This is a genomic window from Lysobacter sp. A286, assembly GCF_054052105.1.
Window position 1 is genome coordinate 109,121 of record NZ_JBSVRJ010000002.1, and the last position, 14,590, is coordinate 123,710.

Genomic DNA, 14,590 nt, shown 5'->3' on the forward strand with positions numbered 1-14,590 from the left:
AGTTCCTCATTGCTTCATCCTTCCGCCAGTTCAAATCACACATTCAAGTAGGAGAAAACCATGGAATTTATCGCCAATTTGCAGGGCATGACCGCGATCGCGATCGGCATGATGGTCGGCCTGGGCTCCATCGGCGCATGCCTCGGCATCGCGCTCATGGGTGGCAAGTTCCTCGAGTCGGCCGCGCGCCAGCCCGAGCTGGTGCCGATGCTGCAGGGCCGCATGATCCTGTTGGCCGGCCTGATCGACGCCCCGTTCATCATCGCGTTGGCGGTTGGCTTGCTGTTTGCCTTCGGCAACCCGCTGCTGAGCGCGGTTGGCGCAGCCTGATCCACGGTTTTGACTTCCTGAGCCGTCCGGGTTTCCGGGCGGTTCTCCCGGGCATTCATGCCCGCAGCGTCCCTACGGAGCTGTCATGAATATCAACATGACCTTCCTGGGCCAGATGCTCTCGTTCGCGTTGCTCATCTGGTTCACCATGAAGTTCATCTGGCCGCCCCTGAACCGGGCGATCGAAGAACGCCAGAAAAAAATCGCCGAAGGCCTTGCGGCTGCCGAGCGCAGCCAGCACGACCTGGCCGAAGCGCAGCACAGCGTCGACGCTGCCATGCGCGAAGCGCGGACCAAGGCCAACGAGGTGATCGAGCAGGCGCACCATCGCGCCAACCAGATCATCGAGCAGGCCAAGACCGATGCGATGGTCGAGGCCACGCGCCAGAAAGCGCTGGCGGACGCGGAGATCCTTGCGGCGCAGAACCGTGCCCGCGAAGACTTGCGCAAGCAGGTCTCGTCGCTGGCGATCAGCGGTGCGGAGAAGCTGTTGCATCGTGAAATCGACGCCAATGCCCACAAGGCGTTGCTCGACGAACTCGCAGCCCAGCTTTGAGCCAGCCATGACCAGAGGCCACAAGCGATGAGCCAGAACATGACCCTCGCCCGCCCTTATGCGCGTGCCGCCTTCGCGGCGGCGAGCAATGACGGCCACGCCGCCGATTGGTCGCAGGCGCTCGGGCTCGCCGCCCGTGTCGCCGCCGACCCGACGGTAGAGGCACTGTTGAAGCACCCACGCTTGTCGACCGGTGATGCGATCGCGTTGCTGGCCGATGACGGCGCGAACGAGGAGTTCCGGCAGTTCATCGGGCTGCTTGCCGACAACGACCGCTTGCCACTGCTGGCCGAGATTGCTGGGCTGTTCGAGCAGTTGCGCGCGCAGTCGGAGAACCTCGTCAAGGCGCGGATCACCTCGGCCAGTGAAATGCCGGCAGGCGAGCTGGAGTCGATCCGGGTCGCGCTCAAGAAACGTTTCGACTGCGAGGTCGAGCTGGAAACCGCGATCGACGAGTCGCTGATTGGCGGCGCGGTGATCGACGCCGGCGACGTGGTCATCGACGGATCGCTGAAAGGCAAGCTCTCGCGCCTGCAAGCGGCCCTGGCCCACTGACCGACCCCGGTCGCATCCACGAATCATCGTTTACTTCCGGCGCTCGCGCCGGGCACAAGGGAAACACCCATGCAAACCACGCTCAACCCGTCCGAAATCAGTGAACTGATCAAGACCCGCATCGAGAAGGTCAAGCTGTCCGCGGAGTCGCGCAACGAAGGCTCGGTCACCTCGGTGGCCGACGGCATCGTGCGCATCCACGGCCTGGCCGACGTGATGCAGGGCGAAATGATCGAGCTGCCGAACAACATCTTCGCGTTGGCCCTGAACCTGGAGCGCGACTCGGTCGGCGCCGTGGTGCTGGGCGGCTACGAGAACCTGCGCGAAGGCGACGTGGCCAAGACCACCGGACGCATCCTTGAAGTGCCAATCGGCACCGAGCTGCTGGGCCGGGTGGTCAATGCGCTGGGCGATCCGATCGACGGCAAGGGTCCGATCGACGCCAAGCTGACCGCGCCGGTGGAGCGCGTCGCCCCGGGCGTGATCTGGCGCAAGTCGGTCGACCAGCCGGTTCAGACCGGCTACAAGTCGGTCGACTCGATGATCCCGATCGGTCGCGGCCAGCGTGAGCTGGTCATCGGCGACCGCCAGACCGGCAAGACCGCGATGGCGATCGACGCGATCATCAACCAGAAGGGCACCGGCATCAAGTGCGTGTACGTCGCGATCGGCCAGAAGGCCAGCTCGGTGGCGAACGTCGTGCGCAAGCTGGAAGAGCAGGGCGCGATGGACCACACCATCGTGGTCGCCGCGACCGCATCCGAGTCGGCGGCGATGCAGTACATCAGCGCCTACTCGGGCTGCACCATGGGTGAGTACTTCATGGACCGCGGCGAAGACGCGCTGATCGTGTACGACGACCTGTCCAAGCAGGCCGTGGCGTACCGCCAGATCTCGCTGCTGCTGAAGCGCCCGCCGGGCCGCGAAGCGTATCCGGGTGACGTGTTCTACCTGCACTCCCGTCTGCTGGAGCGCGCCGCGCGCGTGTCCGAGGACTACGTGGAGAAGTTCACCAATGGCGAAGTGAAGGGCAAGACCGGGTCGCTGACCGCGCTGCCGATCATCGAGACCCAGGCCGGTGACGTGTCCGCGTTCGTGCCGACGAATGTCATCTCAATTACAGATGGCCAGATCTTCCTGGAAACCGACCTGTTCAACGCCGGTATCCGTCCAGCCGTGAACGCCGGCATCTCGGTGTCGCGCGTGGGTGGCTCGGCGCAGACCAAGATCATCAAGAAGCTCTCGGGCGGCATCCGCATCGCGCTTGCCCAGTACCGCGAGCTGGCGGCGTTTGCGCAGTTCGCTTCCGATCTGGACGAGGCGACCCGCAAGCAGCTTGAGCGCGGCCAGCGCGTGACCGAGCTGATGAAGCAGAAGCAGTACCTGCCGATGTCGATCGCCAACCAGGCATTGTCGATCTACTCGGTCAACGAGGGTTACCTGGACGACGTCGCGGTGAACAAGCTGTTGGCGTTCGAGGAAGGCCTGCACGCGCACTTTGCCAATACCCAGGGCGAGCTGATCGGCAAGATCAACGCCAGCGGCGCGTGGAACGACGAGATCGAGGCGGCCTTCAAGAAGGGCATCGAAGAGTTCAAGAAAACCGGCACCTGGTAAGGCGGACAAGACGATGGCAGGCGGACGTGAAATCAAAACCAAGATCAAGAGCGTGCAGAACACCCGCAAGGTGACGCGCGCGCTCGAGATGGTCTCGGCTTCCAAGATCCGCAAGGCGCAGGAGCGGATGAAGGTATCGCGGCCGTATGCGCGGGTGATGAAGCAGGTGATCGGGCACCTGGCCCAGGCCAACTCCGATTACCAGCATCCGTACATGACCGAGCGCGCGGATCCCAAGCGCGTCGGTTACATCATCGTGTCGTCCGACCGCGGACTGGCCGGCGGCCTCAACAACAACCTGTTCCGCAAGCTGCTGGGGGAGATCCGCAACTGGCAGCAGCAGGGCGTCGAGGTCGACGTGGTCACCATCGGCCAGAAGGCTTCGGTGTTTTTCCGCCGGGTCAAGGTCAACATGCTGGCCACGGTTACCCATCTGGGCGACCAGCCCAAGCTGGAGCAGCTGATCGGCGTGGTCAAGGTGGTGCTGGACGGGTACAGCGGCGGCAACATCGACCGCGTGTTCGTCTGCTACAACGATTTCGTCAACACCATGACCCAGCAGGCGAAGTTCGAGCAGCTGTTGCCGCTGCCGCCATCGGACGCGCCGGTCTCCCGGCACGATTGGGACTACATCTACGAGCCCGACGCGCAGACCGTGCTGGATCACGTGTTGACCCGTTACATCGAGTCGCTGGTGTATCAGGCGGTGTTGGAGAACGTGGCCTCCGAGCACGCCGCTCGCATGGTCGCGATGAAGTCCGCCTCCGACAACGCCAACAAGCTGATGGACGAGTTGCAGTTGGTCTACAACAAGGCACGGCAAGCAGCGATCACCCAGGAAATTTCCGAAATCGTCAGTGGTGCGGCAGCAGTCTGACCGGCATCACAACGGTTCCAATCCAACATCCAGCGGCCGCGACCTGCGATCCGCAAGCAGCATTTAGAGATACGAGGAAACATCATGAGCCAGGGCAAGATCGTTCAGATCATCGGTGCCGTCGTCGACGTCGAGTTCCCACGCGAATCCGTTCCGCGCGTCTACGACGCCTTGAAGGTCGACAACACCGAGATCACGCTGGAAGTGCAACAGCAACTGGGTGATGGCGTGGTGCGTGCGATCGCGCTGGGTTCTACCGACGGTTTGAAGCGCAACCTGATGGCGACCAATACCGGCAAGGGCATCACGGTGCCGGTTGGTCTGGGCACATTGGGCCGGATCATGGACGTGCTGGGTCGCCCGATCGACGAAGCCGGTCCGGTCGAAGCCAACGACCAGTGGGAAATCCACCGCGAGGCGCCTTCGTATGAAGAGCAGGCTGCGGCGAACGACCTGCTGGAAACCGGCATCAAGGTCATCGACCTGATGTGCCCGTTCGCGAAGGGCGGCAAGGTCGGCCTGTTCGGCGGCGCCGGTGTCGGCAAGACCGTCAACATGATGGAGCTGATCAACAACATCGCCAAGGCGCATGAGGGCCTGTCGGTGTTCGCCGGCGTGGGCGAGCGTACCCGTGAGGGCAACGACTTCTACCACGAGATGAAGGACTCCAACGTCCTGGACAAGGTCGCGATGGTCTACGGCCAGATGAACGAGCCGCCGGGCAACCGCCTGCGTGTCGCGCTGACCGGGCTGACCATGGCCGAGTACTTCCGCGACGAGAAGGATGAGAACGGCAAGGGCCGCGACGTGCTGTTCTTCGTCGACAACATCTACCGTTACACCCTGGCCGGTACCGAAGTGTCCGCGCTGCTGGGCCGCATGCCGTCGGCGGTGGGCTACCAGCCGACCCTGGCCGAAGAAATGGGCGTGCTGCAGGAGCGCATCACCTCGACCAAGACCGGCTCGATCACCTCGATCCAGGCCGTCTACGTGCCTGCCGATGACTACACCGATCCGTCGCCGGCGACCACCTTCGCCCACCTGGACTCCACCGTCGCGCTGTCGCGCAGCATCGCCTCACTGGGTATCTACCCGGCGGTCGACCCGCTCGATTCCACCTCGCGCATGATGGATCCGAACGTGATCGGCAACGAGCATTACGACACAGCCCAGCGCGTCCAGCAGACCTTGCAGAAGTACAAGGAACTGAAGGACATCATCGCGATCCTGGGCATGGACGAGCTGTCCGAAGAAGACAAGCAGGCGGTATCGCGCGCGCGCAAGATCGAGCGCTTCTTCAGCCAGCCGTTCCACGTCGCCGAAGTGTTCACCGGCTCGCCGGGCAAGTACGTGCCGCTGAAGGACACCATCCGTGGCTTCAAGGGCATCGTCGATGGCGAGTACGACCACCTGCCGGAGCAGGCGTTCTACATGGTCGGCAGCATCGAGGACGCGGTCGAGAAGGGCAAGAAGATCATCGGCGAAGCAGCCTGATTCATTGAGCAAAGAGAATGTCCATGAGCAGCACGTTCCGTTGTGACATCGTCAGCGCCGAGGAGGAGATCTTCCGCGGCGAAGCTGAAATGCTGGTGGCCACTGGCGAGATGGGTGAGCTGGGTATTGCGCCCAGGCATGCCCCGTTGATCACCCGGTTGAAGCCAGGCAAGGTCGTGGTGACCCTGCCGGGCGGTGAGCAACTGGACTTCGCCGTCACCGGCGGGATCCTGGAAGTGCAGCCGCAAGTGGTCACCGTGCTGGCCGACACCGCCGTGCGCGCCCAGGACATCGACGAAGCCGCCGTGCGCGCCGCCAAGGATGAGGCCGAGCGCATTCTTTCCGGCCGCGGCGAGCCGATGGAGATTGCCGAGGCGCAGGCGCGCCTGGCCGAGGTCACCGTTCAGTTGCAAGCGCTGGAGCGGCTGCGCAAGAACATGAAGCACTAGGTAGCGATTCCCGCGACAGCAATGCCCGACGCCGGCCCCGTGCCGGCGTCGTCGTGTACGGGACGGTAGAGGGCGCATCAACAATGCGCCACCCAGCCGCGTCAGCGCCGATACACCCAATGCCGCGAAAGCAAAAAGCCGACGCCGCCGAGCACGACTTCCACCCCCGGCTTCGCCAACCATGCCCATTTCAGTCCGGCCATCTGGTTGATCGCTCCAAGGGACCAGGTGCTGACCGCGGTGGTCAACATCCACATCAGCAGAAACCGGAAGAACTGGCGCTTGCCAACGGTGGTGTGGTCGCCGGCAAAGGTGATCCGGCCGTTGAGCCAGAAGCCCAACAGCGCGCCGCTGATCCGGCCGGCGACGTTCGCCGGCTCCACCGGCATCCCGTAATGGCTCAGCGCCACCATTACCGCCCAATCGAGCAGCCACTGGACGATGCCGATCATCAGGTAATGTTTGCCTTCGCGCGACAGGCTCATCGGCCGGCGACCGCGCTCGACGTTACCAAGGCGCCGCTCCGGCAGGCTGCACGCGGGGTAGAACTGACAGGGAGCAATGAAGGATCGGGCACCGCGGCATCCTAGCAGGCACCACGCGGGCAGGATCATCCCGACCCCAGCCATCCCGACCCGACTCATCCCGGCTAGAATCCCGGTTGCAGATCACCTCGCACGTCGGAGTCCGCATGTCCCCCCCATTGCACGTCGTCATCCTCGCTGCCGGCGAGGGCAAACGCATGAAGTCGGCACGGCCCAAGGTGCTGCAGCAGGTCGCCGGCAAGCCGATGCTGGGTCACGTCATCGATACCGCCCGGGCGTTGAACGCGGAAGGCATCCATGTGGTGTTCGGGCACGGCGGGCAGCAGCTGCGTGATGCTTTCGCCCTGCAGTCGGACCTGACCTGGTCAGAGCAGTCCCTGCGCCTGGGTACCGGGCATGCATTGCAACAGGCGATGCCGGCGGTGCCGATGGATGCGCGGGTGCTGGTCCTCTACGGCGACGCGCCGTTGATCACCGTGACGACCCTGCGTCGACTGCTTGCGGTTTCTGGCCGGGTGGCGGTCCTGGTGGCCGACCTGGAGGACCCGAACGGATACGGGCGGATCATCCGCGATGCCGAGGGCAACGTGGCCCGGGTCGTGGAGCAGAAAGATGCCGACCAGGAGCAACGCGATATCCACACCGTGAACAGCGGCATCCTGGTGGCCGACGGCGAGCCGCTGCGTCGCTGGCTGGAGCACCTGGACAACGACAATGCACAGGGCGAGTACTACCTGACCGACGTGTTCGCGGCGGCGGCCGAGGAGTTCAGCGCCGCCGAGATGGTCCACGTCCACGATCCGATCGAGGTCGAGGGTGCCAACGATCCGTGGCAGCTGGCGCAACTGGAACGCGCTTACCAATTACGCGCCGCCCGCTCGCTGTGCGTGGCCGGCGCACGACTGGCCGACCCGGCGCGGGTCGACGTGCGCGGGGAGGTCAGCGTCGGACGTGACGTCGAGATCGACGTCGACGTGGTGTTCGAGGGGACGGTCGAACTGGCCGATGACGTGCGCATCGGGCCGTTCTGTCGCCTGCGCAACGTCAAGCTCGGTCCCGGTACCGAGGTGCGTGCGCATTGCGACCTTGACGGCGTGGTGGTCGAAGGTGCAGCAACGATTGGTCCGTTTGCGCGGCTGCGTCCCGGCACGGTGCTGGCTGACGGCGCCCACGTCGGCAATTTCGTGGAGATCAAGAACACCTCCATGGGCGTGTCCAGCAAAGCCAACCACCTGAGTTACCTCGGTGACGCGGTCATCGGCAGCGGCGTCAACATCGGTGCGGGCACCATCACCTGCAACTACGACGGGGTGAACAAGTCGCGCACAGTGATCGAGGACGGCGCCTTCATCGGCTCCAACACCTCGCTGGTCGCGCCGGTGACGGTCGGCAAGCAGGCGACGATTGCCGCCGGTTCGGTGATCACGCGCACGGCTCCCGCGGACAAGCTCAGCGTCGCGCGTTCGCGGCAGTCGGTGGTCGAGGGCTGGCAGCGGCCGAAGAAAAAGTAGCGGCTTGACTGAAGTCGCGACCCACGGCCCATACGCAGATGGGCCGTTACGGACTCCTTGCGTCCGGGATCAGCAAGGTCACACACAGCCCGCCACCTTCGCGGTTCAGCAGCGCGACGCGGCCACCATGGGCTTCGGCGATTTCGCGTGCCAGGGCCAATCCCAGACCGGTGCCATGGCGTTTGGTCGAATAGAACGGCAGCAGCGCGTTGGCCAGCACCGCCTCGTTCATGCCACTGCCGCGGTCAAGCACGTCGATACGCCACGCCTGGGGCATGCGGCGTAGCGACAGGCGGACATCTTCGGGTGCCGAGCCGGACTCGTGGGCGTTCTTCAGCAGGTTCAGCAGGCACTGTTCCAGCTGCGCCGCGTCCAGACGGGCGATGCCGTCGATGCTGCCTTCGTCGGTGGCGAAATCCACCTGGCTGCGCAACTGCTCGATGAAGCGCGACCACGCCACCGGCTCGCGTCGGGGCGCGGGCAGCTTGGCGAAGTGGGCGTAATCGCGGATGAAACCTTCCAGGTGCCGGGCCCGCTCCTCGATCGTGGCGAAGGCGGTCGGCAACCGTTCGTACTGGCCACGCCGCAGCAGCTCGGCGCCCGAGTGGGCGAGCGAAGCGATGGGTGCCAACGAGTTGTTGAGCTCGTGGCTGATGACCCGGATCACCTTCTTCCAGGTCTGCACTTCCTGACGGCGCAGCTCGGCGGTCAGCGCGCGCAACAGCACCAGCTCGTGGCGGCGGCCGTTGAGGCGGAACTCACGCCGGCTCAGGTGATAGATCTCCTCGTTCCCGTTGTCGCTGCCCTGGTTGATGTCGCCCGGGTCATCGCTGACGGTGAATATCCCGTCGCCGCCGCGCTCCAGGGCGTCGTGCAGTGCGTCTGGCATTCGCGACACCAACGCGTCGAACGACTGCCCTTCCAGCTTGTGACCCTCGCCGAGCAGCGTGCGGGCGGCGAGGTTGGCGTGGACGATCCGGCGCGACGGGTCGACCAGCAGCATCGCCACCGGCGTGTTCTGCACCATCGTGTCCAGCAACAGCTCGCGCTCCACCAGCGCCAGCCGCTGGTCACGCAGGGTGTCGCCGAGGTGGTTGTGGGCCTGCACCAGTTCGCCCAGTTCGCCATGCACGTTCGATACCAGGCTGAAGTTGTAGTCGCCGTCGCGGTAGCTGGCGACGGTGCCGGCCAGGGCCCGGAACAGCGAGTTCATTGGCGCGAAGACACGCCGCACGTGGTAAGCCAGCAACGGCAGGTCAATGGCCAGCGACAGCGCCCAGGCCATCCAGGGTTGCGACAGCCAGGGCGTGAACCACAGCGCAAGCGCGGCGACGCCGGCGGCATGCAATAGCGCCAACAAGGTGAAGACAAGGCTGATCGGTAGTCGACGTAGCCAGCTCATGGCGGTTCAGTCGCGCTTGATGCCGAGCCGGTCGAGGCGGCGATACAGCGCCTGACGCGACAGTCCCAGCTCGCTCGCCGCCTGCGCCAGTACACCGCCATTGCGCGCCAGCGCGGCTTCGATCTGGCTGCGGTCGGGTTCATCGTTGACGATGGCGGCGGTTCCCGGCGCGGGATTGCCGGCCGCAGGGGGGGGCAGGCCGAGATCGTCGGCGACGATGCGCTGGCCGCGACCCAGCAGCGCGGCACGTTGCAGGGTGTTGCGCAGTTCGCGCACGTTGCCGGGCCAGGCGTGGGCCAGCAGGGCATGTTCCGCGCCGGTATCGAGTTGCTTGCCTGGCGGTAAAAAATGGCGCGCCAGCGGCAGGATGTCGTCAGGCCGGTCCGCCAGCGCCGGCAGTTTCAGCTCGATCGCGTTAAGTCGGTAGTACAGGTCCTCACGGAAGCGGCCGTCGGCGATCAGTGCCGGCAGGTCGGCGTTGGTCGCACTGATGATGCGCACCTTGACGCTGCGCTCGCGGTTGCCGCCCAAGCGCTCGAAACGCCCGGTTTCCAGCACCCGCAGCAACTTGACCTGGCCGGCCGGGGACAGTGTGCCGATCTCGTCGAGAAACAACGTGCCGCGGTCGGCGGCCTCGAACTTGCCCTCGCGGGCACGGTTCGCGCCGGTGTAGGCGCCCGCTTCGGCGCCGAACAACTCCGCCTCGATCAACTCACCCGGGAGCGCACCGCAATTAAGCGCGACGAGCGGGCCGTCGCGCACCGATGAGTTGGCGTGGACGATCTCGGCGAACTTTTCCTTGCCGGTGCCATTGGGGCCGGTGATCAGCACCGGCAGGTCGGAGCGTGCGACCTGGCAGGCCAGCGACAGCACGTTCTCGCTGGCGGGATCGGCATAGACCAGCCCACACAGATCATATTCGCGTGCCAGCGCATCGCGGCGACGGCGCTCACCCTGGCGGTGGTGTCGCAGCTCCCGCCGCGCCTCCGACAACTCCAGCAGGTTGTTCACCGTGGCCAGCAGCTTGCGGTCGTCCCACGGCTTGGCGAGGTAGTCGGCGGCGCCGGCCTTGACCAGATCAACCGCCGACTCCAGGTGCGTCCACGCGGTCAGCAGGATCACCGGCAAGTCCGGATGACGCTCGCGGATCTGGCCGAACAGCGCCATGCCTTCCGCGCCGGAGGTGGTGTCGGCGCGGAAGTTCATGTCCTGCACGACCAGGTCGATCGGGGAGCGGTCGAGCAACGCGAGCCCGGCTTCGGGGCTGGTTGCCGTGCAGGTGTCGATCTCGTGCAGCGAAAACAGCACCTCCAGCGCGGTGGCGACGGCGGGGTTGTCATCGATGACGAGGATGGTGGGCATCGGGCAAGCGTACTGGAGGCCGCAGTCAAACGCTGCGCGTGGCCACCGCCGGCGGCACCGCGGCCGCGCGCCGGGCCGGCCCGAACACCGCGATCTGCCCCAGCAGCCATAGTGTGATCGCGCCGACCGGCAGGTAGATCGCCGGTAGCCGCGCCAGCTCGTAACGCTCCATCAGCATCAAATTGATGCCGTAGGCCAGCGCCATTCCGATCACGATGCCGACCGTGGCAAGGATGAAGTTCTCGGCCTGGAAGTAGCGCAGGATCTGGCCGCGTGTGGCGCCCAGTGCACGACGCACGCCGATCTGCTTGGTGCGCTGCTGCACCCAGAAACTGGCCAGCCCGACGATGCCCAGCGCGGTCACCACCAGCAGGCCGATGATCACCGCGGCCAGTAGCCAGGCCATGGCACGGTCTTGCGCGTAATAGTCGGCACGGCTCTTTTCCATGGTCTCGTGGTCCATCAGGATCCGGTTCGGATTGACCTGGTCGAGCGTCGCCACCGCGGCCTTGAGCACTTCTTCGCGTCGATCCGGATCGGTGCGCAGTACGTAGTTGCTGCCCAGCGTGAACGGCACCCGGATCGGCAGGATCAGCGACAGCTGGACCTCCGACGAACCGCCCTGCTCATTGGGCCTGATCAGGTGCTCGACCACGCCGACCACCCGGATCGGCTCCTCGCCCCAGGAATAGAGCTGCTTGCCGATGGCGTTTTCCCCCGGGTACAGCCGCTCGGCGACCGCGCGGGAGAGGATCACCGAGTGCGCCTGGATGCCCGAGTTCGGCGCGTTGAACGCCTCCCAGTCGATGTACTCGTCAGGGTTGAAGTCGCGGCCAGCCACCAGGCGCAGGCCGAGCGTTTCCAGCAATTGATCGTCACCCAGGTAAATCGCGGCGTTGAGGGTCGGGACCTGCTGGTCCGCCGTCAGGTTGACCGAGCTGTTCCACGAGGAGTTGCCGAACGGCAACTGGTTGGTCAGTGCGGCGGACTTGACCCCGGGAATGGCGCTCAATGCGGCGACGTCCTCGCGGCTGAGTGCCTCGGCGTTGTCGTCGCGGCCGATGCCGGCCAGCTGCAGCCGGACGATCTCGGACTCGGCAAGACCGCTGGGCCGGTCCATGCGTTCAAGCCGTTCGCTGATCAGGAATACCGCGTTGCAGATGATCGCGCAGCTCAGCGCGACCTCCAGCACGATCAGCGCGGCGGCGGTCTTGTGCCGACGCAGGGTCGACAGGATGGGGCGGATATCGGCCATGGTGTGCCTCACTGGCTCTTGAGCTGGATGGCGGGGGCGATCTGGCAGGCGCGCCAGGCCGGCAACATGCCGGCCAGCAGGCTCGCGACGACCGCGATGACGAACGTGAGCAGCAGCATGGCCGGGTCCAATTGGGCGAGCTCGGCGTAACCGGTCGGTTGCTGGCGAACCGCCCACAATCCGAGCAGCGCGAGCCCGAGACCGAGCACGCCACCGGCCAGGCCAATCGTCCCGGCCTCGACCAGACACTGGGCGAAGATCGCGCGCCGCGAGGCCCCCAGCGCCCGGCGCACGCCGATCTCGGTGGAGCGGCGCAGGAACTTGGCCAGCAGCAGGCCGACGGTATTGACCAGGCACACCAGCAGGAAGCCCATCGCCAGCCACACCTGCAGGCGCACGTCGCCGGGCACGACGCCGTTGTAGTCGAGCCAGCCCATCACGTCGCGCAGGCGTATGTTGGTCGGGCGCTCGAACCGGCCCGCGGCGCGCTGCTGATCGGAATAATTCGTCAAGTAGCGTTGATACGCCTCGACCTTCTCCGGGGTCCCCAATTCGACCCAGTATTGGATCCAGGCGCACGGGGCGTTGATCGAGTAATTGTCGCCGTCCTGGACAGCATCGCCGGCGGCGTCCCAACAGTTCATGCTGCCGCGGGTGATCAGTTCCAGCGCGCGCGAGGTGGAGAAGGGCAGGAACACCTGTTCGGCGTCGCCGTAGCGGTCATTGGTCAGGTCGTAGAAGCGTGGCGTCGGTCGCCATTCGTCGAGGACGCCGATCACCTGGAACGTCAGCTGGTCCAACTGGATGGTCTTGCCGACGCTGTTGCCGCCGCCGAACAGCTTTTCGTTGAGAGACCCGGAGATCACCGCGACGCGCGCATCGGCGGCATCCTCGGCGGTGCCCCAGCCCTTGCCATGGGCGAACGGCAACTCGAACATGGAGAAGAAGTCAGCCGAGGTGTAGCGCGCGTTGGCGTAGAACGGCGCCAGCCCCTCGACTTGCGGCTCGACCGCCACCGCACCGCCGGACATCATCGCCTGGCGGTCACCCTTGGCGTCACGCAGCAACGCCTCCGCGTCGAAACGGGTCCATTGATCCGACGGCTCCTCGCCCGCGACGTAGCCGCCCATCGAGCGCGGCTCGATCTGCGGATAGAACACCGTTTGGCTTTTGCCCGGCAGCGGATCGCCCGACAACACGTGGAACACCGTCAGCGTGGTCATGCTGGCACCGATGCCGAGCGCGATCGCCAGCACCATCAGCGCGGTTAGAACCTTGTTGCGCCTGAAGCTGCGCAGTGCGAGGTCGAAGTAGTAGCCGAACATGCTGTTGCGAAACATCGTGGTGGCCTCGGGCAATGCGTGGATGGGGTCGGTGACGTTGCGTGGAAAGAAGGTGGTGGAAGGCAGGATTGGAAGTTTCTACACCGAGCGTGTCGCCACCGCCGGTGGCACCGAGGCCGCGTGTCGGGCCGGGCCGAGTACGGCGAGTTGGCCCAGCAACCACAGCGTGACCGCGCCGATTGGCAGGTAGATCGCCGGCAGCCGCGGCAACTCGTAGCGTTGCATCAGGCTCAGGTTGATGGTGTAGGCGAGCAGCATGCCCAGCACCACGCCGGCGCTGACGATCAGGAAATTCTCGGTCTGGAAGTAGCGCAGGATGTCGCTGCGGGTGGCACCCAGCGCGCGGCGGATACCGATTTGCTTGCGGCGCTGGGCGACCCAGAAACTGGCCAGGCCAACGATCCCGAGTGCGGTTACCAACAGCAACGCGACCACCACGCCGACCAGCAACACGGTCATGTCGCGGTCCTGCTGGAAGTAGCTTTCACGCAACTCGCCCAGGGTCCGGCTTTCCTCGTCCACCAGCACCGCGTCGGGTGCGATCCGTGTCGCGGCGGTGCGGGCCTCGTCGATGATCGCGTCCATGCGGCCGGGCTCGCCGCGCAACAGGTAGTTGCCCGCCAATCCCGGGCCAGGTTGGGCAGGAACGAATACCGACCACTGGCTGCTGGCCGCGCCGCGGCCGCCGGGGGCGGGAATGGCGAGATGCTCCAATACGCCAATGACGCGGTAATGCCAGTCGCTCATCCAGAACTCCTGGCCCAGCGGGTCGACGCCCGGCCACAGGTGCTCGGCCAGCGCGCGCGTGACCAGCACTGATGCCTCGCTCGGGAGGAAACCGGCCATCGGCTGGTAATCGCCGGGTAGCGGCGCCCGACCGGCGGCGACCCGGACGCCCAATGCCTCCAGGCTGCCCGGCCCGCCGACGTAAAAGTCGACCACGTCGCCAAAGTGCGTGCCTTCCGGGTCCAGCACGATGCCGGCGGTGCCCGTACGTGCCCCGAACGGCACGCCGTTGATCACGCTGGCAGATTGCACCCCGGAGATCGCCGCCAGACCGGCGAGCATGCGTGCATTCAAGTCGGTCACCTGCGACGCGTCGTAGCCGTCCAGCCGCACCACCGCCAACGCCGACTCGTCGACGCCGCTGATGATGTTTATGGCCTGCAAGCGGTTGGCAATCAGGAAGCAGGCATTGCACAGCACGGCGCAGGCCAGTGCGATCTCCAGCGCGATCATCAACGCCGAGAGCCGGTGCCGTTGCAATGCCGCAAGGATGAGTCCGATCTGCATG

The 14,590-nt window shown here is 65.5% G+C and carries 14 protein-coding genes; 8 read left to right on the plus strand and 6 right to left on the minus strand.

The window, feature by feature from the left end; all coding sequences use genetic code 11:
- Positions 1–60 precede the first annotated feature (60 nt).
- The 7 genes from atpE (at position 61) to ACW7G0_RS10760 (ending at position 5,878) form a co-directional block, all read left to right on the plus strand.
- Positions 61–330, plus strand: a complete 270-nt coding sequence (gene atpE, locus ACW7G0_RS10730; RefSeq protein WP_456963225.1) for a F0F1 ATP synthase subunit C — start codon at positions 61–63, stop codon at positions 328–330.
- Between the two features lie 85 nt (positions 331–415).
- Complete coding sequence (locus ACW7G0_RS10735) at positions 416–886, plus strand: F0F1 ATP synthase subunit B (RefSeq protein ID WP_456963226.1); 471 nt, start codon at positions 416–418, stop codon at positions 884–886.
- Positions 887–913: 27 nt separating this feature from the next.
- A complete protein-coding gene (locus ACW7G0_RS10740) occupies positions 914–1,441 on the plus strand; it encodes a F0F1 ATP synthase subunit delta (RefSeq protein ID WP_456989613.1) in 528 nt (175 codons plus the stop codon).
- Between the two features lie 69 nt (positions 1,442–1,510).
- A complete protein-coding gene (gene atpA / locus ACW7G0_RS10745; protein ID WP_456989614.1) occupies positions 1,511–3,058 on the plus strand; it encodes a F0F1 ATP synthase subunit alpha in 1,548 nt (515 codons plus the stop codon).
- Positions 3,059–3,071: 13 nt separating this feature from the next.
- Positions 3,072–3,935 (plus strand): F0F1 ATP synthase subunit gamma, encoded by an 864-nt coding sequence (gene atpG / locus ACW7G0_RS10750; RefSeq protein ID WP_456989615.1) that lies wholly within the window; start codon positions 3,072–3,074, stop codon positions 3,933–3,935.
- An 84-nt stretch (positions 3,936–4,019) separates the two neighbouring features.
- Complete coding sequence (gene atpD, locus ACW7G0_RS10755) at positions 4,020–5,429, plus strand: F0F1 ATP synthase subunit beta (RefSeq protein ID WP_456963230.1); 1,410 nt, start codon at positions 4,020–4,022, stop codon at positions 5,427–5,429.
- Between the two features lie 23 nt (positions 5,430–5,452).
- Positions 5,453–5,878, plus strand: coding sequence for a F0F1 ATP synthase subunit epsilon (locus ACW7G0_RS10760; protein ID WP_456989616.1), 426 nt, complete (start codon positions 5,453–5,455; stop codon positions 5,876–5,878).
- Between the two features lie 101 nt (positions 5,879–5,979).
- Here ACW7G0_RS10760 and ACW7G0_RS10765 read toward each other — a convergent pair whose 3' ends face one another.
- Entirely contained in the window at positions 5,980–6,363 is a 384-nt protein-coding gene (locus ACW7G0_RS10765) for a GtrA family protein (protein ID WP_456989617.1), read from the minus strand.
- A 206-nt stretch (positions 6,364–6,569) separates the two neighbouring features.
- On the opposite strand from ACW7G0_RS10765, the gene glmU reads away from it, so the two are divergent.
- The gene (gene glmU / locus ACW7G0_RS10770) at positions 6,570–7,934 is read left to right on the plus strand and encodes a bifunctional UDP-N-acetylglucosamine diphosphorylase/glucosamine-1-phosphate N-acetyltransferase GlmU (RefSeq protein ID WP_456989618.1); all 1,365 of its coding nucleotides are present in this window, start codon (positions 6,570–6,572) and stop codon (positions 7,932–7,934) included.
- Positions 7,935–7,980: 46 nt separating this feature from the next.
- On the opposite strand, the gene ACW7G0_RS10775 is transcribed toward glmU, so the two are convergent.
- From ACW7G0_RS10775 to ACW7G0_RS10795, 5 genes are all read right to left on the minus strand, one after another.
- Positions 7,981–9,336, minus strand: coding sequence for a sensor histidine kinase (locus tag ACW7G0_RS10775; protein ID WP_456989619.1), 1,356 nt, complete (start codon positions 9,334–9,336; stop codon positions 7,981–7,983).
- 6 nt (positions 9,337–9,342) lie between these two features.
- A complete protein-coding gene (locus ACW7G0_RS10780) occupies positions 9,343–10,698 on the minus strand; it encodes a sigma-54-dependent transcriptional regulator (protein WP_456989620.1) in 1,356 nt (451 codons plus the stop codon).
- Positions 10,699–10,723: 25 nt separating this feature from the next.
- Positions 10,724–11,953 (minus strand): ABC transporter permease, encoded by a 1,230-nt coding sequence (locus tag ACW7G0_RS10785; protein WP_456989621.1) that lies wholly within the window; start codon positions 11,951–11,953, stop codon positions 10,724–10,726.
- Between the two features lie 8 nt (positions 11,954–11,961).
- Positions 11,962–13,278, minus strand: coding sequence for an ABC transporter permease (locus ACW7G0_RS10790; RefSeq protein WP_456989760.1), 1,317 nt, complete (start codon positions 13,276–13,278; stop codon positions 11,962–11,964).
- A gap of 96 nt (positions 13,279–13,374) precedes the next feature.
- Complete coding sequence (locus ACW7G0_RS10795; RefSeq protein ID WP_456989622.1) at positions 13,375–14,589, minus strand: ABC transporter permease; 1,215 nt, start codon at positions 14,587–14,589, stop codon at positions 13,375–13,377.
- Position 14,590: the final 1 nt, after the last annotated feature.